18 protein-coding genes are annotated in these 19,647 nt (G+C 52.7%); 4 read left to right on the forward strand and 14 right to left on the reverse strand.

Translation table 11 applies throughout. The features are described 5' to 3' along the window. Complete coding sequence (locus QSV34_RS00375) at positions 1 to 1,200, forward strand: pyridoxal phosphate-dependent aminotransferase (RefSeq protein WP_289150999.1); 1,200 nt, start codon at positions 1 to 3, stop codon at positions 1,198 to 1,200. Positions 1,201 to 1,217: 17 nt separating this feature from the next. Here the strand turns inward: QSV34_RS00375 and QSV34_RS00380 are convergent, their stop codons facing one another. From QSV34_RS00380 to QSV34_RS00410, 7 genes are all read right to left on the reverse strand, one after another. Further along, positions 1,218 to 1,601, reverse strand: coding sequence for a hypothetical protein (locus tag QSV34_RS00380; protein WP_289151000.1), 384 nt, complete (start codon positions 1,599 to 1,601; stop codon positions 1,218 to 1,220). Between the two features lie 648 nt (positions 1,602 to 2,249). Further along, positions 2,250 to 2,627, reverse strand: coding sequence for a VOC family protein (locus tag QSV34_RS00385; RefSeq protein WP_289151002.1), 378 nt, complete (start codon positions 2,625 to 2,627; stop codon positions 2,250 to 2,252). Positions 2,628 to 2,727: 100 nt separating this feature from the next. Continuing rightward, positions 2,728 to 3,894, reverse strand: coding sequence for a sodium ion-translocating decarboxylase subunit beta (locus tag QSV34_RS00390; RefSeq protein WP_289151004.1), 1,167 nt, complete (start codon positions 3,892 to 3,894; stop codon positions 2,728 to 2,730). Between the two features lie 10 nt (positions 3,895 to 3,904). Then, positions 3,905 to 5,710, reverse strand: a complete 1,806-nt coding sequence (gene oadA, locus QSV34_RS00395; protein ID WP_289151006.1) for a sodium-extruding oxaloacetate decarboxylase subunit alpha — start codon at positions 5,708 to 5,710, stop codon at positions 3,905 to 3,907. Positions 5,711 to 5,783: 73 nt separating this feature from the next. Beyond that, positions 5,784 to 6,023, reverse strand: coding sequence for an OadG family protein (locus tag QSV34_RS00400; protein WP_289151008.1), 240 nt, complete (start codon positions 6,021 to 6,023; stop codon positions 5,784 to 5,786). A gap of 377 nt (positions 6,024 to 6,400) precedes the next feature. After that, on the reverse strand, positions 6,401 to 6,850 hold the full coding sequence (locus QSV34_RS00405) for a hypothetical protein (protein ID WP_289151010.1): 450 nt from the start codon (positions 6,848 to 6,850) through the stop codon (positions 6,401 to 6,403). Positions 6,851 to 6,859: 9 nt separating this feature from the next. Beyond that, on the reverse strand, positions 6,860 to 8,593 hold the full coding sequence (locus QSV34_RS00410; RefSeq protein WP_289151011.1) for a M64 family metallopeptidase: 1,734 nt from the start codon (positions 8,591 to 8,593) through the stop codon (positions 6,860 to 6,862). Positions 8,594 to 8,806: 213 nt separating this feature from the next. On the opposite strand from QSV34_RS00410, the gene argS reads away from it, so the two are divergent. Then, the gene (gene argS / locus QSV34_RS00415) at positions 8,807 to 10,543 is read left to right on the forward strand and encodes an arginine--tRNA ligase (RefSeq protein ID WP_289151013.1); all 1,737 of its coding nucleotides are present in this window, start codon (positions 8,807 to 8,809) and stop codon (positions 10,541 to 10,543) included. Between the two features lie 67 nt (positions 10,544 to 10,610). Here the strand turns inward: argS and QSV34_RS00420 are convergent, their stop codons facing one another. The 5 genes from QSV34_RS00420 to QSV34_RS00440 form a co-directional block, all read right to left on the reverse strand. After that, positions 10,611 to 10,874, reverse strand: a complete 264-nt coding sequence (locus QSV34_RS00420) for a DUF5062 family protein (RefSeq protein ID WP_289151016.1) — start codon at positions 10,872 to 10,874, stop codon at positions 10,611 to 10,613. Then, on the reverse strand, positions 10,867 to 11,406 hold the full coding sequence (locus QSV34_RS00425; protein WP_289151018.1) for an O-acetyl-ADP-ribose deacetylase: 540 nt from the start codon (positions 11,404 to 11,406) through the stop codon (positions 10,867 to 10,869). The genes QSV34_RS00420 and QSV34_RS00425 overlap by 8 nt, the downstream gene beginning before the upstream one ends. A 107-nt stretch (positions 11,407 to 11,513) precedes the next feature. Next, the gene (locus QSV34_RS00430) at positions 11,514 to 13,439 is read right to left on the reverse strand and encodes an ATP-binding cassette domain-containing protein (RefSeq protein ID WP_289151020.1); all 1,926 of its coding nucleotides are present in this window, start codon (positions 13,437 to 13,439) and stop codon (positions 11,514 to 11,516) included. A gap of 17 nt (positions 13,440 to 13,456) precedes the next feature. Next, a complete protein-coding gene (ttcA, locus tag QSV34_RS00435; RefSeq protein WP_289151022.1) occupies positions 13,457 to 14,335 on the reverse strand; it encodes a tRNA 2-thiocytidine(32) synthetase TtcA in 879 nt (292 codons plus the stop codon). A gap of 134 nt (positions 14,336 to 14,469) precedes the next feature. Beyond that, positions 14,470 to 15,282, reverse strand: coding sequence for a DUF547 domain-containing protein (locus QSV34_RS00440; protein WP_289151023.1), 813 nt, complete (start codon positions 15,280 to 15,282; stop codon positions 14,470 to 14,472). An 86-nt stretch (positions 15,283 to 15,368) separates the two neighbouring features. Here QSV34_RS00440 and bioA point away from each other — a divergent pair, with 86 nt between their 5' ends. After that, positions 15,369 to 16,721 (forward strand): adenosylmethionine--8-amino-7-oxononanoate transaminase, encoded by a 1,353-nt coding sequence (bioA, locus tag QSV34_RS00445; RefSeq protein ID WP_289151025.1) that lies wholly within the window; start codon positions 15,369 to 15,371, stop codon positions 16,719 to 16,721. Between the two features lie 117 nt (positions 16,722 to 16,838). Next, complete coding sequence (locus tag QSV34_RS00450) at positions 16,839 to 17,720, forward strand: DMT family transporter (protein WP_289151027.1); 882 nt, start codon at positions 16,839 to 16,841, stop codon at positions 17,718 to 17,720. Here QSV34_RS00450 and QSV34_RS00455 read toward each other — a convergent pair. Together QSV34_RS00455 and QSV34_RS00460 are read right to left on the reverse strand one after the other, a co-directional pair. After that, positions 17,712 to 18,713 (reverse strand): tryptophan--tRNA ligase, encoded by a 1,002-nt coding sequence (locus QSV34_RS00455; protein WP_289151029.1) that lies wholly within the window; start codon positions 18,711 to 18,713, stop codon positions 17,712 to 17,714. The two genes, QSV34_RS00450 and QSV34_RS00455, sit on opposite strands and share 9 nt — an antisense overlap. A 49-nt stretch (positions 18,714 to 18,762) precedes the next feature. Further along, positions 18,763 to 19,641: an NAD(P)-dependent oxidoreductase gene (locus tag QSV34_RS00460; RefSeq protein ID WP_289151030.1), complete on the reverse strand. Its 879-nt coding sequence runs from the start codon at positions 19,639 to 19,641 to the stop codon at positions 18,763 to 18,765. Positions 19,642 to 19,647 lie beyond the last annotated feature (6 nt).

Consider the following 19,647-nt stretch of genomic DNA (forward strand, 5'->3'; position numbering starts at 1 on the left):
ATGAGCGTACAAGGCAGCACTTTCACACAAAGAATCAGCAATGTCGCCAAGCGCCTGGATGGCGATGCCAGTGAAGTTTGGGAAGTACACGATAAAGCCTGCGCCATGGCAGACAACGGCGAAGACGTACTGCTGCTGTCTGTAGGCGACCCGGATCTGGATACCCACCCGGACACTATCAATCATGTAATTGATCGCCTCCGTGAAGGCCGCACCCACTATTCCCCCAGCAGCGGTGAAGACAGCCTGCGTCGCATTATCGCCGATGTGGAAGACCGTTCCGCCCGACGCCCCTGCTCCGTAGATGAGGTACTGATATTCCCCGGCGCCACCAACGCCATTTACGCGGTAATGCGCACCCTGCTTAACGAAGGCGACGAAGTGATTCTGGCGGAGCCCATGTACATCGGCTACCACGGTATTTTCGACAGTATTGGCGCCAAACAGGTGCGCATACCACTGAACGCCGCCGATAACTTTTCCCTGGACATGGAAAAGCTCAAAGCCTCCGTCACCGAAAAAACAAAGGTGATTTTTATTAACACTCCGGGGAATCCGGCGGGCAATATGCTCAGCGAAGCGGAGCTGCGGGAACTGGCCGACTTCAGCTACCGAAATAACATCTGGCTGGTGAGCGACGAAGTGTATTCCATGATCACCTTCAAAGAGCGCCACACCTCATTGCGCAAAGCCGCTGAACACCTGGACAACATCATCGTTATCGACGGCCTGTCCAAGTCCCACGCCATGACTGGGTGGCGTATGGGCTGGACGGTGGCACCGGAAAGCATCAGCAAACACTTGCTGAACTTTTCTGCCAGCACCGTATTTGGCTGCTGCCAGTTCGTGCAAGACGCCGCCGCCTACGCCCTGCAAAACGACTCCGCTTATATGGAAGAAATTCGTGGCGAATACCAGTCCCGCCGCGATTACGTCTGTCAGCGAGTAGCCGCTATCCCAAAACTCAGCTGCCCCACGCCAGACGCCGGTATGTTTGTGATGGTAGATATCAGCCAAGTGGCCGAGGATGGACAAGACTTCGCTCACCGGTTGCTGGATGCGCAAGGTGTATCAGTATTGCCCGGCATTGGTTTTGGTGAAGTGACGCGGAATTTTGTGCGGATATCGCTGGCGCAACCGGTGGAGATTTTGGAACCGGCATTTGATCGGATTGAGGGGTTTATAAACAGCCTTTTATGATGCACGAAAGCAGCCCCTCATAGAGGGGCCCTATTTTTCGAAAGTTTTTCATCAAGAATTTTTTCTACTCTTTGCGGTCTTTCATTAACAGCTTCAGAATAATATTTTTTCGCAACTTGATTTATAAAAATCATATCGAGCTGATCTTTTTTAAGGGAAATCAAATTTGAATCAGCAGCCATATTTTCTATAAGCCAGCGCTCAAACTCATGCGCTTCTTTCTCTTCATATGCTCTTAGCGTATAAACAGTCAAATCCAAGCGATCTACAATAGACTTTATACGGTTAATAACTTTTTGTTCATTTATAACAATACCCCAAAATAGTGAGGAAATAACTACACCTAGAAAAACATTAAAAAGCCTAGACTTTAAAAATCTATTCAGGATTAACACAGCCACTTTCATCTCCATGTTGGTAGTATGTCGGAACATTCGCTCTATTAGCTAACTGTTGCGCAGTTGCTCGAACACCTCCGGCGTTGTATGTGCGGCTTTTTGGAAAAGCAACCGCAATCCCCCTTCTTCCCTCAAACCGATCAATATCGTTCATCTGGCCTGTGAGATAGTTTCCATAAGGGTCTGTGACAGTAAAGTTACCCGTAATAGTAGTAGAAGGTGGCGTTCGTTCAATTGAATCCCATCTGTCTGTCAAAAAACTTAAAAATGATTCATCAAGATATAGTAAAACTCCAGATGGAACATCTCTTCAAGATAGACTGATGATTTCTATTGGTCTATTACAATGAATAAAAAGTAGAATAATACCGATTCACGAATATCCGTTTTACCCTGTTTAGATGCTCAATTGGCTAACCGACACTTACCGCTGAATGCAGAAGTGCCCCTGTTACCGATCATTTTTGTTAATGACGCTTTTAAAAATAGTGCAAGATTTTTGTTTTTGCAGAATTTTATGAACAACAAAAATGACTAAAAATAAACTTTTAGTCACAACAGATTAAAACAGCCAAAAACAGTTGGAGCTGGACAAAAATTTGAGCTCCTCACAAGATTCAATAAATCCTGGCAATAATTTTATGATTATTGTTACCCCACATGCTGATCAACCAGCACCACATTGCCGTCCGGGTCTGTCACCATAAAGCTGCCGGGCCCGGTACCGGATTCATCCACTGGATTAGTAATCTCCACACCTTGCTCTTTTAAGCTCTGCTGCAATTGGCGCACATCTGTGTATTGATCGGTGGGTTGCGCATCTTGATCCCAGCCGGGGTTAAAGGTAAGAATATTATTGTCAAACACTCCCTGGAACAGGCCAATAATATGATCGCCATTTTTCAGGATTAACCAATTTTGCTCTGGCTCGCCGCAAAACACCGAAAAGCCCAGCTTTTCGTAAAATTGTTTTGAGGCTTCCAAGTCTTTTACTGCCAAGCTGACGGAAAACGCACCCAGATTCATCATGTGCTCCTTTTATTTTTAGTACTCTTTGTATAGCACAGTAGAGTGCTACAAATAAAAAACGGGCCTGAAAAGGCCCGTTCAGACAGTGCGTTTTGGCGTATCACCCCACCATCGACAACATCACCCCCGCCGCTACCGCGGAACCAATCACACCGGCCACATTCGGCCCCATGGCATGCATCAACAGGAAGTTGTGAGGGTTAGCTTCCAGGCCCACCTTGTTGGACACCCGCGCTGCCATGGGCACAGCGGAAACACCGGCAGAGCCAATCAGTGGATTGATGGGGGTTTTGCCAAATTTGTTCATGGCTTTGGCCATCAGCACGCCACAGGCGGTGCCGATGCAGAAGGCCACCATACCCAGAGCCAGAATGCCGAGGGTTTCCCCGTTGAGGAATTTGTCGGCGCTCATTTTTGAGCCCACGCCCAGGCCCAGGAAGATAGTGACAATATTGATTAGCGCATTTTGGGTGGTATCGCTCAGGCGCGCCACCACGCCGCACTCTTTCATCAGGTTGCCAAAGCAGAACATGCCCAACAACGGCGCCGCACTGGGCAAGAACAACGCCACCAGCACCAACAGGGTCAGCGGGAAGACAATTTTTTCCGCTTTGGATACGTGACGCAGTTGTTCCATTTTGATCTGACGCTCTTGCGGGGTGGTGAGCGCTTTCATAATGGGTGGCTGGATAATGGGCACCAGTGCCATATAGGAATAGGCCGCTACCGCGATGGCTCCCAATAAATCTGGCGATAATTTACTGGTAACAAAAATCGCTGTTGGCCCGTCGGCACCGCCGATAATGCCAATGGAAGCCGCATCTTGAATACTGAAATCAAAAATACCCGCCGCGCTTAACGCCACCGCGCCAATCACCGTTGTGAAAATACCGAACTGGGCCGCTGCCCCCAAAAACAGGGTTTTGGGGTTGGCAAGCATGGGGCCAAAGTCGGTCATGGCACCTACGCCCATAAAGATAATCAGCGGGAAGATGCCGGATTCAATGCCCACGTGGTAGATGTAGTACATCAAGCCGCCGGGGCTTTCCAGGTGACCCAGAGCGTCGTACACCGGGGCCGCTTCAAAACCGGCGCCGGGAATATTGACCAGTACGGTACCAAAACCGATGGGCACCAACAGCAGCGGTTCAAAGCCTTTTTTGATGGCCAGAAACAGCAGACCCAGGCCCACCAGAATCATCACAAACTGGCCGCCGGAAAGTTGGGACAGGCCGGAGTCGGCCCACAAATTCAGCAGGGAGTCCATATTTTACCCCCTACGCTATGGTGGCCAGAGTGGCACCAACGGCGACGGAGTCGCCCTCTGCCACTTTGACATCGCCAATGGTTCCTGCCCTGGGCGCAGATACCGCGGTCTCCATTTTCATGGCTTCCAAAATAATGATGTTCTGACCTTCTGCCACCTGCTGCCCTGGAGACACCAGCACTTTGAAGATGTTGCCCGCTAACGGCGATGGCACCGGGTCGCCACCGGTAGCTACTGGGGCACTTGGGACGGCAGGCGCACTGCCAGCATCGGCACCACCGCTACCGCTAACCGGCACAATGCCGTTGACATCACCACCGGCGTTAACAGTCACCGTGTAGTCCGTACCTTCCACAGTGACAGTGTAGATTTCTTCGCCACTGTCGGTGGTGGGTACATCTTTACCGGTAGGAACGGGCTCAAAAGCAGAAGCATCGCCGCGGTTTTGCAGAAATTTGAGGCCGATTTGCGGGAACAAGGCGTAGGTAAGTACGTCGTCGATACGGTTATCGCCTCCCACCATTTCAATGCCTTTTTCGGCGGTCAGTTTTTCCACTTCTTCCGTGAGTTTATCCAGCTCCGGTTCCAACAGGTCAGCGGGACGGCAGGTCACTGGCTCAGCGCCATCCAACACCTTGGCTTGCAGTTCGCTGTTTACCGGCGCCGGGGTAGCGCCGTACTCCCCTTTCAGAACCCCCTGGGTTTCTTTGGAGATAGATTTGTAGCGCTCACCGGTCAGTACGTTAAGCACCGACTGGGTGCCGACAATTTGCGAGGTGGGAGTTACCAGGGGAATAAAGCCCAGGTCTTCCCGCACTTTGGGGATTTCCGCCAGTACTTCGTCAAACTTGTCTTCCGCGCCCTGGTCGCGCAGCTGGTTTTCCATATTGGTGAGCATGCCGCCGGGCACTTGCGCCACCAGGATGCGCGAGTCTACCCCTTTCAGTGAGCCTTCAAACTTGGCGTATTTTTTCCGTACCTCACGGAAGTAAGCAGCGATGTCTTCCAGCGGCCCCAGTTCCAATCCGGTATCACGCTCGGTACCTTGCAGCATAGCCACCAGGGATTCCGTGGGGCTGTGGCCGTAGGTCATGGACATAGAGGAGATAGCGGTATCCACGTTATCAATACCCGCTTCGATGCACTTCAGGGCGGTGGCGGTAGAAAGGCCAGTGGTGGCATGGGCGTGCAGGTGCACTCGCAAATCCGTTTCTGTTTTCAAGCGCTTGACCAACTCCTCGCCCGTATAAGGCTTCAGCAGCCCGGCCATATCTTTAATGCAAATAGAATCAGCACCCATGTCCTCAATGCGCTTGGCCATTTCCATCCAGGTATCGATGGTATGAACCGGGCTCAAGGTATAAGAAAGCGTACCTTGGGCGTGCATACCTACTTTCTTCACAGCTTTGAGGGCGGTTTCCAGGTTGCGCATATCGTTCATGGCGTCGAACACCCGGAACACATCCACGCCGTTAACGGCGCAACGCTCCACAAACTTTTCCACCACATCATCGGCGTAGTGGCGGTAGCCGAGAATATTCTGCCCCCGGAACAGCATTTGCTGCGGGGTATTAGGCATGGCTTTTTTCAGTTCGCGAATGCGCTCCCATGGGTCTTCCCCCAAGTAGCGAATGCAGGCGTCAAAGGTCGCTCCGCCCCAGGTTTCCAGTGACCAGAAACCCACCTGATCCAGCTTTTCGGCAATGGGCAACATATCGTCAATACGCAGCCGGGTGGCGAACAGGGATTGATGCGAGTCACGCAATACCACATCGGTAATGGAAACTGGATTGTTTGCAGAAGTCGCTTCGGACATAACGTGTTATTCCCCGGAAAGTGATTCAGTTGGTGCTTTTATAAGTGCTTTTAAAAGGTAAATTCTGTGAGGGCTAGTGGCGCCCGCGATGCTTATCCAGTGCCGCCTGGATAATCTGGACGACGCGTTTGTCCACTTGCCCCGCAGGTGCCACGACAGGCTCTGGTTCCGGCGCCACTTCTTCTGGAGACAATCGGTTTACCACTCGCGACATCACCGTGGTGGCCACCACCAGAATGGCAAGAAACACAAATACCGTGCCCATGCCCATCAGCATAAGGTTGGTTCCTTGCTGCAATAAGGAATCAGTCATAGTGGCCCCTTTTGTGGAATAGATTGTCGTTATAGGCGGAAAAAGGATTTGAATATAGCGGTAACAGGGGAGCGCTGGCAATCCCCTCTCCACTAAAGTCCAGAGCCGCCTTATCTAAATTTTAAAATTTCAATGACTTGCGGATAGCACAGTTCTTGACAGAGCCGTAGGGTGGATTAGCTGAAAGCGTAATCCACCAAGTGGTGACCACGCTCTCTGATTTAATTGCCAAAATTGACGTCTGGCTGGTGGATTACGCCGCTTTGCGGCTAATCCACCCTACGGCAATAAGGGTGCTTCTAAAAATTGCTAGTGGCCTCTGACTACAGACTGGCAAACAAAAACCGGGCTGTTAAAAAGCCCGGTTTGTTTGGATTTCACTGTAGAAAGCGGCTGAGGGGGATGGGGTCACTGTTGACATATTCGTCCGCTCTGTTGCTATCCGGGTAGGAAAGCTGCAGTGAGACAAGATCGTCTGTATAGCCTGGGATGCGAATAAAGTACGTGCCCTTCGTCTCCACCAGATTTCGCTCGGCCAGGTTCTGGCGTTCTTCTTCACTCGCCAGCAGGCAGGCCTTAACGGCCAGAGCCGGGTAATCTACCTGGCCTGTGATTTCAATGCGCTGATTGGAATTCATCAGGTGGTAATCAATTTTCCGTCCCTGGCCAGGCCGCTGAAAATTCGGCGGGTAGTCTTGTTCCAACAGCCAGGCATCCACTACCTGGTGCTGCTCGCCATCAACCACCACCTTGACCATCAATGTCTGCGCCAGGCTAACCGGTGCACACAAAACAAGCACGACTGCCAGCAAGTAACGATTTTTCATTGTCATCTCCTATTGAACGGTTACCGACCAGGTGTGGCTGTGTTCAGAAACATTTTGGCTGTCTTTGCGAATCAGCCCGGTGGCATCTTTCACCACCACTCTGACGGTGTAGCTGGTAGCGGGTGGATTGGCAACATCAAGAGACAACATCTGTTGACCACCATCTGGCTGTAACTGATCGTTGATGTACCAGCTGATAGTCGACAAATTGCCATCGAACAGGGTCTCAATAGAGAATCTCGCTGTGCTACCGGTAGCCTGAACGACGTTTTCCTGACCGGGTGTCACACTGATAAAACCAGCGGCAACGGCGTTTACACTCAATGCCCAGGCCTCTGCATTCACTGGCCCAAACGGTGAACCCAGATCCCGCATGACCGATGTATCCAGTGGCCGGTAATAATCCTTTTCACGGTAATAGGCGCCTTCAAACAGGCCGACACCGGTTTGCCCCGGTTGGGTGGGTACCGCCGACAGATCATCAATCCAATGGCGCCATTTGAGGGTGTTCACATCCGTATTGGTGGTGACGTTGACCTGAGATGGCTCAACCACATTGGTGTCGGTAGAGCCGTAGGAATATTCATCCGCCAGCCCGGCAAAGGAATGTCCCAGCTCGTGAATGGCAATATCACCGGCTGAATCAGCCAGAGAAAACGTCGCCGCCGGGCCACCGCTGCCTCCGTAGGTGGGCGAATTGACGATTACCGCAATCTGGTCGTACTGAGGCACCAGGCGCGCAGTAACATCAACCACCCTGGCCGTATTCAAGCAAATCAGGCGGGCAATGTTATTGCACTGGAAGTGGCTATCAAACACCGTACTCACCGACACCCCGTCATTGGGAAAGTCACTGCCAGGCTCTTCGGAGACCGATTCAATCAAATGAACATTCCATATCTTGCCGTGAACCTTGATCGTATCTTCCTGCAAAAAGTGGTTCATAAACTCTGTAGCGGCGCGGCGAAAATCACCCAGCTCACTGGCGGTAAAACCCTCTGCCAGCAGCACCAGATCGACACCCTTGCCATCACTGCGGCCGCGAAGGTTAGAGGTGGCAAATCGGGGCATCAAATGGATGGTCACAGTGGCACTGGCGGTTAGTCGATCATTGTCCGTCACAGTCACTTCCAGGGTCGCCTGCTGGTGAACAGGTACATTCGGTGCCGTAATAGTAAGATTTTCTGTGGTTGCCTCATCCACGCCCAGATCAGCACCGGACAATTGCTTCCACTGGTAACTGGCGATTTGGCCGTCCGGGTCACTGGCAGAAAGATGCAGTTGCGCACTGTTGCCGGTTATCAGATTAATGTTGTTTTGCACGAAGCCGACCTGTGGCGGCAGCTGTGTTGCCCGTGGCCTCACTGTTACCGTGGCTTCAGCCGCCTGACTGCTGGCGCCGTCGTCATCTTTTACCACCAACTGGATCACCAAACTTTGCTCTCTGCTGACCTGCGGTGCGGTCAACTTGATGGTTGGCTGATTCACAGACACCATGTTAATGGCCGGGCCAGATTTGCGGGACCACAGATATTCCGTCACTCTCCCATCGCTGTCACTGGCGCTGGCGGTTAAGGTGAATTCGTCCCCTGCGGTGACACTGAGCCCGGAGCTTTGCATCGACACCACAGGTGCCTGGTTGGGAGCAACAGGTGGTGTAATGGGCGCTGGGTCGGAACCGCCCCCGCCGCAGCCAACAAGCAGACTGGCCAAAAAAGCCATACAAAAGCAGCGCTTTATCATTCGGTATTCCATATCTTCAACCTTGAAAACAACAACCCCTTTAAAAGGCACACAAGCCCATTAGTTGACTTGGGCCACTCCTGATTTTGAACATTGACCGATAGACGCTTGAGCCCACTCGTCCCTCAACTCCTAACGCTATATTTAGCCAACGAAAAGCCCTACAATGCAGGCCTTTTTCACCCACCAAACTGGCCGACTTTCCCACACAGCATGAGCATCAAACAGCAACTTTCCCAGCGCATTCAGGCGGCCATGGCAGCCTGTGACATTCCCGCCGAATGCGGTGCCAACATCACTCGCAGCACCAAACCGGAGTTTGGCGATTTTCAAGCCAACGGTGTGCTGGCTGCTGCCAAGCGCCTTAAAACTAACCCGCGCGAGTTGGCCCAGCGAGTGCTGGATGGGCTGGACATTAGCGATATAGCGTCAAAAGTAGAGCTGGCTGGGCCAGGCTTTATCAATATTCATCTGAGCGATGAATTCCTGGGCAATCAGCTGAACGCTCTGTCCGGAGACGATCGCCTGGGTATCGCTGAGCAAACGCCACAGACTGTGGTGGTGGATTACTCAGCCCCCAACCTGGCAAAAGAGATGCACGTGGGCCACCTGCGTAGCACCATTATTGGCGACGCCGTGGTGCGCGCTCTGGAGTTTTTGGGCCACAAAGTGATTCGCCAAAATCACATGGGCGACTGGGGCACTCAGTTTGGTATGTTGATTGCCGAACTGGAAGAACAACTGGGTGAAGGCGAACAGGCGGAACTGGCCCTGAAAGACCTGGAAAGTTTTTACCAGCAGTCAAAAAAACATTTTGATGACGACGAAGCCTTTGCCCAGAAAGCTCGTGATTACGTGGTCAAGCTGCAAAGCGGTGACGCTCACTGTCTGGCTCTGTGGCAGCAGTTTATCGATATCTCTGTGCAACACAGCGAAGAAATTTATCGAGCCCTGAACGTCACCCTCAGCCACGACCACATTAAACCGGAAAGTGCCTACAACGACGCTTTGGCCGGTGTGATTGAAACTCTGGAAGAAAAAGGCCTGGCGGTGGATGACGACGGCGCCAAGGTGGTTTTTCTGGAAGAGCTGGCGGACAAGAACGGCAATCCCAGCCCGATGATTGTGCAAAAATCCGGCGGCGGCTATCTGTACGCCACTACGGATCTGGCGGCGCTGGATTACCGCTGCAACCAGCTCAATGCCGACCGTATTTTGCTGTTTATCGACGCCCGCCAATCCCTTCACATGAAGCAAGTAATTACCGCTGGCCGCAAAGCGGGATTTGCCAGCGAGCAGGTAAGTTTTGAGCACCACCCTTTTGGCACCATGATGGGCGCTGATGGCAAACCCTTTAAAACTCGCTCTGGGGGCACTGTTAAGTTAGCGGATTTGTTGGTAGAAGCGGTAGAACGTGCCGACAAACTGGTGGTAGAAAAGAATCCAGACATGCTTGCCGAACTGCGTGAGGAAGTAGCTCGCAAGGTAGGTATTGGCGCGGTGAAGTACGCCGACCTCAGTAAAACCCGCACCAATGATTACATCTTCAGCTGGGACAGTATGCTCAGTTTTGAGGGTAACACTGCACCCTACTTGCAGTACGCTTACGCTCGCATTAACAGCATCTTCCGCAAGGCTGGCATCAACGCTGAAACGTTAAGCGGTGCTATTGGAATTAATGCTCCCCAGGAAAAAGCCCTGGCATTAAAACTGCTGCAGTTTGGTGAAGCCGTTGAGCAAGTGGCTGTTGAAGCCTATCCCCACGTACTCTGTAACTACCTCTACGAACTGGCCAGCCAGTATATGAGCTTCTACGAACACTGCCCGGTACTGCGCAGCGATGTGGATGAAGCGACCCGCAACAGCCGCCTGCTGCTGTGCAAGCAAACCGCCACAACACTGGCGAAAGGGCTGGATTTGCTGGGTATTGAGGTGATGGAGCAAATGTGAATACGTGAGATGGGAGACGAGAGACGAGCCACTTTTCCATCTCTCATCTTTCATCTCCCATCTGACGTTATTGCAGCAACTCATGATCCTCTGGCAGCTGCCGGGATATCCACAGCGCCAGCTTGTGCTTCATATTGCGCTCGTCTTCGTGTTGCTTTGGCAGAGGCTGCAGCAGTTTGTCGTGCACCAGCAAGCGGTAGATGTATTCAATTTTATCGTGGGCGGAATCGGTGGCTTCAAACTTGGCGACGCCGCGTTTCTCCGCATAAATAATGCCTACACGAATCGCTTCTTTCACCAGCTGGTTTTCGTTTTTTATTTTTTTAAGCACTTCCTTCTCCCTCACTGCCACCCTGGGGCACATGCAGTTTTTGGCGGTAACGTTCTGCCATGGCTTCGTCAAAGCAGCAAAATACCACATCTTCCAGGTTCTCATTGCTGGCCAGTGCCTTTACTGTCTCGCGCACGGCGATATCAACGGCCTGGTCAGGGGGGAAGCGATACACTCCGCAACTGATAGCGGGAAAGGCGATGCTTTGAAATTGCTCCGCAGCGGCCATGGTCATGGCATTGCGGTAACAGCTGGCCAACAAGTCGGCTTCGCCGTGATCACCACCCTGCCAGATGGGCCCAACCGCATGGAGCACATAGCGGGCGGGCAATTCAAAACCGTGGGTCATTTTTACTTGCCCGGTCGGGCAGCCATTCAGTGTCAGGCAGGCTTCCATCAATTGAGGGCCTGCAGCTCGATGTATGGCGCCATCCACGCCGCCACCACCGTTCAAGGCACTGTTGGCGGCATTAACGATGGCATCTACAGCAAGCTGGGTAATATCGCCCTGGTAAACCCGAATCCGGTGCATGGCAAACTCCTCTTTTGCCATGAGTATAGGCGTTTTTTTCGACCTGGGCCCACTCGTCATCGCGAGGAACGCAGTGACGCGGCGATCTCATGCCATATGCCCATGAATCAGGAGATTGCCGCGTCGCCTTCGGCTCCTCGCAATGACGATTTATTGAACTCCATTTGTTTGCTTTCCAGTAACTCTTGCAACTCCATCCAGCGCCCTTCACTTTCTTCCATAGCAGCCTTTAAGGTGCCCTGCTCTTTTAAAAGCTCGGTCATTTTGTTGGCGTTTTCAGATTCGTAAAGCGCAGGATCAGACAATTGTTGTTCCAGTTTGTCCAGTGCCTGCTGATTCTGTTCCAACTGCTTTTCCAGTTGGTTGATCTCCTTTTTGATAGGGCTGAGAGTGGCGCGAAATTCTGCTTCCAGACGTTTGCGCTCTTTGCGTTGCAGGGATGGCCCGGCAGCGCCCTGTTTTGTATCGGAGCTTTTGTCTGCCTTGAGTAACAACTTGTGATAGCTTTCCAGGTCGCCATCAAAGGGCACCACACTGCCATCAGCCACCAGATAAAACTCGTCCACGACGGTACTGAGCAAATGGCGGTCGTGAGATACCACCACTATCGCGCCGGTAAATGCCTGGATGGCGAATACCAAGGCTTCGCGCATATCCAGATCCAGGTGGTTGGTGGGCTCATCCAGCAATAATAAGTTGGGTTGCTGCCACACCAGCAGTGCCAGCGCCAGGCGCGCTTTTTCGCCGCCGGAAAATGGCCCTACTGGATCACTGACTTTATCACCGCGGAAGCCGAAGCCACCGAGAAAATCTCGCAGCTGTTGTTCTCTGACATCCGGGGCCAGGCGCTGCAAGTGCAGCAACGGCGAACCATTGACATCCAGGGCTTCCAGCTGATGCTGGGCAAAATACCCTACCGACAAATTGGCGCCACGCACCAGTTCGCCACTTTGCGGCGCTAACGCACCGGCCAGTAATTTAATCAGCGTAGATTTACCCGCACCATTGCGCCCCAACAACCCTATTCGGTGCCCCGGCTGCAGGTTGAAATGAATTTTCTGGAGAATGACTTTTTCGCCGTAGCCCGCTGTTACTTGATCCAAGGATAACAGCGGCGAACTGAGCGCCTTCGGTTCGGCAAACTCAAAGTCAAAGCCACTGGCAGCCAACAGCGGTGCCGTGGCGGTGAGCTTTTCCAGCGCCTTGATACGGCTCTGGGCCTGGCGGGCTTTGGTGGCCTTGTAGCGGAATTTGTCGATGTACTTTTGCAGGTGCGCCTTCTGACGCTGCTCTTTTTCAAAGATGGCTTGCTGTTGCGCCAGACGCTTGCCGCGCTGGCGTTCAAAACTGGAATAGTTGCCGCTGTAGCTGAACAGCTGCTGATGCTCGACATGAATAATGCCGTTAATCACCCGGTCAAGAAATTCCCGATCGTGGGAAATCAACAGCAATGTGCCGGGGTAGTTTTGCAACCAACTTTCCAGCCAATAGATGGCATCCAGGTCCAGATGGTTGGTGGGTTCGTCCAACAACAGTAATTCGGACGGAACCAACAGCGCTCTGGCAAGGTTGACGCGCATCCTCCAACCTCCGGAAAAACTTGCAACCGTGCGCTTTTGGTCTGCGTCAGAAAAGCCCAGACCGTGGAGCAGCTTGCCAGCACGAGCTTCCATGGCATAGCCATCCATGGCTTCAAACTGGTGCATCAGCTCCGCCAGTTGCTCGCCCTCGGCGCTGGCCATGGCTTGTTGCAACTGGCGATAGTGAGTGTCTGCATCCAGAGTATGGGCGAGAACGGACTGTTCCAGTGCCGGGGTTTCCTGAGCCACATCGGCAATGCGCCATTCCGCCGGCAGGGAAACACTGCCCTGATCCACTTCCAATTCGCCCCGCAACAGGGCAAACAGTGTGGATTTACCGCAGCCGTTAGCACCTACCAGGCCGAATCGCTGGCCAGGGTGAATGGTGGCAGAACTGTCTTGCAGCAAGGCGCGGCCGCCGCGGCGCAGTTCGATATTTTCCAGGCGGATCATGGTTTTCGGGGATTCGTTCAGACGTTGACGACGTCGATGCGTTGAAACAGGGAATCGTCCACTTCTACCCGGCCCAGTTGCAGGCCTTTAAAGTCAAACAATTCAGCATCAGCCAATTGCGACGGCGCCACATTTTTGATGCTGGAAAAGATGGTTTCGATACGCCCCGGAAACTGTTTGTCCCAGCCGTGCAACATCTCTTTAATCACCTGGCGCTGCAGGTTTTCCTGGGAGCCACAGAGGTTGCAGGGAATAATCGGGAATTCCTTGGCGTCGGCGTAACGGATCAAATCCGACTCTTTGCAGTAAGCCAGTGGCCGAATCACAATATTTTGCTTGTCGTCAGACAGCAACTTGGGCGGCATCGCCTTGAGCTTGCCGTTGTAGAACATGTTGAGGAACATGGTCTCAATGATGTCATCGCGATGGTGGCCCAGAGCAATTTTGGTGGCGCCGATTTCCTGAGCGTAGCCATACAAGGTGCCACGCCTTAAGCGCGAACACAGTCCACAGGTGGTTTTGCCCTCAGGAATAACAGACTTCACCACACTGTAGGTGTCTTTCTCCAGGATGGTGTAAGGCACACCGATGCTGTCCAGATACTCCGGCAGGATATGTTCGGGGAAGCCCGGCTGCTTCTGATCCAGATTGACCGCGACAATCTCAAACTGCACCGGCGCGCTCTGCTGCAACCCCCGCAGAATATCCAGCATGGCGTAGGAATCTTTACCGCCGGACAGGCACACCATCACCTTGTCGCCGTCTTCAATCATGTTGTAGTCGGCGATGGCCTCCCCAACATGACGGCGCAGGCGTTTTTGCAATTTGTTGAATTCCAGGCGCTGTTTGCGACTATCTTGTGAATGGCCGAGCGCTTGGTTATCGGTACTGAGCATGGGATTTAGCGGCTGATAAAGGGGGCGCTATTGTAGCGGAACGGGAGATGGGAGACGAGAGATGGGAGACGGAAACAACAAGGGCGGCTCAAGCCGCCCTTACATCTCTCGTCTTTCGTCTCTCATCTGCCGTCTTAGGGCGCGTTTAAGGCCAAATCCTGCTGATATTCAATCTCACCCTGAAAGCCCAACAGGTAGAGTGCCTTGCGATCATCCACGTAGTAGGCGAACAGTTTCAACAGGCCTGCCTGGTTCTGGGCAAAATCGGAGGAGTGGTCCGCGAATACTCGCGAAGCCTGCATTTTGCCTTTTTCCAGCTTCAGGCCACGGGGGTGGTTCAGGAACTCCCTGCCTGCCTGTTTCAACATGGCACGTACGGTACGGCCAGTATAAGCGCGAGGCTGCAGGTTAGGTGCTCCAAGAGAGCCATCCACCAGCGCAAAGTGAATGCGATGGTCACGCCACAGGGGGCGCAATATCTGGTGCTCAATATCGTTCAGGCTGAGTTTCTGGCCTTGCACAACAATCCGCTTTTTATCCCACTGGCTGGCAGATTGCATATCCGCGATAGAAGCAATGGGATAATTCGCCAGAATTTGCTGCACCACCAAGGCGTTGTACAGGTTAATCCAGTACGCCTTTTGCTCTGGTTTGCGGTATTGGCGCGGATCGATGGCAGTTAGCTGAGAAATATACTTGCCCAATGCCTTTTTATCCGCACCGCTTACATCTCCATAACGAAAGCGATTAATCTTTGACGGGTGATTGGCCACCACATATTTGTTGAGCAAACGGTTCCAGCGGCTGTGATCAATGGTTGCCGCACTTTGCTCATTGGAGGTTGCCCAAAATGGCTGCGAGAAATTGCCGCTGGGTTTGGAGCTGCTGTTGCAGCCAGCCAACACCGCTGTAGCAAGGAAAATAGCAATGATCGAGGATAGTTTCACAATATACTCCCACTTGTTGTTATTTTAGGCCAAAAATCCGGGCGCATCCGGCACCGCCTTTGGCACATTTTTAATGTGAACAGTCAATGGCTACCTTACAATTGCCATTTCCACTTTTCCGGCAGCTTCACACCATGGCATCGTTAACTTCATCACAAATTGAACGCATCGACCGCCAGCACACCTGGCACCCCTACTCCACCGTGGGCAGCGTCAACCTGCCGGTGGCCAGCGCCAGCGGTGTACGGTTGAAACTGGCGGATGGACGGGAGCTGATCGATGGCATGGCCTCCTGGTGGTCTGCCATGCACGGCTACAACCACCCTGCATTGAACAAAGCCGTTGAAACCCAGCTGGGCAAGATGGCCCATGTGATGTTCGGCGGCCTGTGCCACGAACCTGCTGCCCGGTTGGTGCAAACACTGGTTGAGATCACCCCGGAACCATTGCAGAAAATATTTCTGGCAGACTCCGGCTCGGTGAGTGTGGAAGTAGCCCTGAAGATGGCCATTCAGTTTTGGCAATCCCAGGGCCAGCCAGAGAAAAGTAAAATCCTCTCTCTGCGCAACGGTTACCACGGTGACACCTTCGGTGCCATGTCGGTGTGCGACCCGGTCACCGGTATGCACCACCTGTTTGCCAACAGCCTGCAGCAACAATTGTTCAGCGAAGCGCCTCAATGCGGTTTTTCTGAAGATTGGGATGAAAAATACATCGCTGATTTTTCCAGTCAGATTTCCGCGAACCATCAATCGTTGGCCGCGGTAATTCTGGAACCCGTTGTTCAAGGTACGGGCGGCATGCGTTTTTATTCCCCGTTCTATTTACAGCGGGTCAGAGAGCTGTGCGATCAATACAATGTGTTGTTGATTGCCGATGAAATTGCCACCGGTTTTGGCCGCACTGGAAAGCTGTTTGCCTGTGAGTGGGCAGACTCATCAGAGAAAGAAATGTCGCCAGACATTCTCTGTGTCGGCAAAGCCCTTACCGGTGGCTATATGACCCTGGCCGCCACCCTCTGTACCGACAAAGTAGCGCAAGGCATCTGCGAGGGCGAAGCCGGCGTGTTTACGCACGGCCCCACTTTTATGGGCAACCCCCTAGCCTGCGCTGCCGCCAATGCCAATCTGAAATTGCTGCTGGAAAGCGATTGGCAGGCAAATATCCAGCGTATTCAACATGGGCTTGAAACCGGTTTGGCTCCCTGCCGAGAGATGCCCTCAGTAGCGGATGTTCGCGTGTTGGGTGCTATTGGTGTGGTGGAAATGAAACAGCCGGTAGACATGAAAACCCTTGTGCCAAAGTTTGTAGAAGCCGGTATCTGGATACGGCCCTTTGGCAAATTGATTTATACCATGCCGCCTTACGTAATTAGTGATGCGGATTTGGCAGAGTTAACAAAAAAAATGGCAACTGTCATCGCCTCCCAGACTTCATAGGAAATACTTGTCATCGCGAAGGAGCAAAGCGACTGCGGCGATCTCCAGCCAGCCACTCCGAAATCATGAGATTGCCACGTCGCCTACGGCTCCTCGCAATGACGACCGCTGATTAGAATGACCACAAAAAACCAAAAACAGGCGTTTCTTTTTGCCATCGGTGCCGTGTTGCTGTGGTCGACGGTAGCGACCGCCTTCAAAATCACTCTGAGCTATCTGACGCCAGTGCAAATGGTTTTTTATGCCAGTGCGGTATCTGCATTGGCGCTGCTGGTGATATCTATGGTGCAAGGCAAACTTCACCTGTTACCCAGCCACCTGAAGCAACGCCCGCTGTTTTATCTGGGGTTGGGCTTACTTAACCCATTGATTTATTACCTGGTGCTGTTTAAATCCTACGATCTGCTACCCGCCTCCCAGGCACAGCCCCTCAACTACACCTGGGCCATTGCATTAACCCTGTTGTCCGTCCCATTTCTGGGCCAGAAAATTCGCAATCGCGACTGGCAGGCCTGCGGGCTTGGTTATTTTGGCGTTGTGTTAATCGCTACCCAGGGCAACCTGCTGGCACTGAAATTTGAAAACCCACTGGGTGTGATGCTGGCACTGTTGAGTACTTTGTTGTGGGCCAGCTACTGGATTATCAATACTCGCAACAGCGGCGATCCAGTGGTGAGCGTTCTGCTGGCTTTTTTACTGTCGCTGCCCTTCTCCGCTGTTGTTTGTGGTCTTAGTGATGGCTTTGCACATCTCAACTGGCAAGCACTGGTGGCGGTTAGCTATGTAGGGCTGTTTGAGATGGGAGTGACATTTGTGCTGTGGCTGATGGCCATGAAAAAGGCGGAGAATACGTCGCGTATCAGCAATCTGATTTTTATCTCACCGTTTATTTCGTTGGTGTTGTTGGCGACGGTGATCGGTGAAACTATTCACCTTTCTACCGTCGCCGGTTTGTTACTTATCGTCTGTGGCCTATTGATTCAAAACCGTTCAGCCTAACGGCCTTATGCCCACTGCTTCGCGCAGCTTCTGCAAAAACGGCGTGCTGTATTCACGGGCTTTCTCGGCGCCTTTTTTCAGCTCTTCTTCGATATAGCCGGGATTTTCCAGCAACTCATTGTAGCGTTCCCGGGCGTCTTTTAATTCGTCGTTAACCAGCTCGAACAACTGCTTTTTCGCCTCACCCCAGGCAATGCCGTTTTCGAACTCCTTGCGCATGGTGTCGGTTTGCTCTTGAGTAGCGAATGCGCGCCAAATCTGGAACACGGTGGCGGTATCCGGGTCTTTCGGCTCGCCGGGTTCCAACAAATTGGTTTTGATTTTGTTGATGTGTTTCTTCAGCTGTTTTTCTGGCAGGAACAGTGGGATGGTATTGCCGTAGCTCTTGCTCATTTTGCGGCCATCCAGACCTTGCAGCACGGCTACGTGGTCATCCACTTTGGCTTCCGGCAATACAAAGTGCTCACCGTAGTGGTGGTTAAAACGCGCGGCAATATCCCGCGCCATTTCCACGTGTTGAATCTGGTCTTTGCCGACGGGCACTTCGTGGGCATTAAACATAAGGATATCTGCCGCCATCAGTACCGGATAGCTGAACAGCCCCATGGTAATGGCGTAATCCGGGTCTTCCCCCGACTCCTCATTGGCCTGCACCGCCGCTTTGTAGGCGTGGGCACGGTTCATCAAACCTTTGGCGGCCTGGCAAGTGAGCAGCCAGGTGAGTTCGGGAATTTCCGGGATATCGGACTGACGATAAAACACCGCGTTATCCGTATCCAACCCCAACGCCAGCCAGGTAGCGGCAATTTCACGGGTGGATTGCTGCACCGCCTGTGGGTCCTGGGATTTAATCAGGGCGTGAAAATCCGCCAGGAAAAAATAGGGTTTTACGTCGCCGCGACGGCTGCTGTTGATGGCGGGTTTAATAGCTCCCACGTAATTGCCCAAATGGGGTGTTCCGGTAGTGGTGATGCCGGTCAAAACTGTTTTCATTTTGTATAGCTCTAGAATGACAAATTGATCATTGGTGGATTACGCTGCGCTAATCCACCCTACGGAATTTTTGTAAACGGGCAAGCAGGCTGGATGTATCCCAGCGATTGCCGCCCATCTGTTGTACTTCGCTGTAGAACTGGTCCACCAGTGCGGTCAAAGGCAGGTTTACGCCACTGGCACGAGCTTCGTCCAGAACAATGCCCAAGTCCTTGCGCATCCAGTCTACCGCAAAGCCAAAATCGTATTCGCCGTCGATCATGGTGCTGTGGCGGTTTTCCATCTGCCAGGAGCCTGCGGCGCCCTGTGCCAACAACGGAAACAGTTGCTTGCCATCCAGTCCGGCCTGCTCTGCAAAAAGCACCGCTTCTGACAAGCCCTGAACCACGCCGGCGATGCATATCTGATTAACCATTTTCGCCAGTTGACCACTGCCCACCGGGCCCAACAGTTGCGTTGCACGGGCGTAGTGCTCTAAAACCGGACGGGCTCTTTGAAAGTGTTGATCTTCACCGCCACACATAATGGTCAGTACGCCATTTTCCGCACCTGCCTGACCACCAGAAACCGGTGCATCCATAAAACCGATCTGCCGCTGTTGTGCTTCGTCCGCAAGCTCTCTGGCCAACTGTGCCGAGGCCGTGGTGTGGTCAATAAACAAAGAGCCAGAAGCCATTGCGTGGAAAGCGCCTTCGGCACCCACGGTAACCTGACGCACATCGGCGTCATTACCCACACAGGCGAAAACCAACTCAGCCCCGTCTGCTGCTTCTGCAGGGGTAGCTGCGCTGCGGCCGCCATACTGCCCTACCCACTGCTCAGCTTTTGATGCAGTGCGGTTGTACACCACCACATCCAACCCAGCCTGTTTGAGGTGCCCTGCCATGGGGTAACCCATAACCCCCAAACCCAAAAATGCAACGCGCATAATCTA

It is taken from the genome of Porticoccus sp. W117 (assembly GCF_030341905.1).
Lineage (GTDB): Bacteria > Pseudomonadota > Gammaproteobacteria > Pseudomonadales > Porticoccaceae > SCSIO-12696.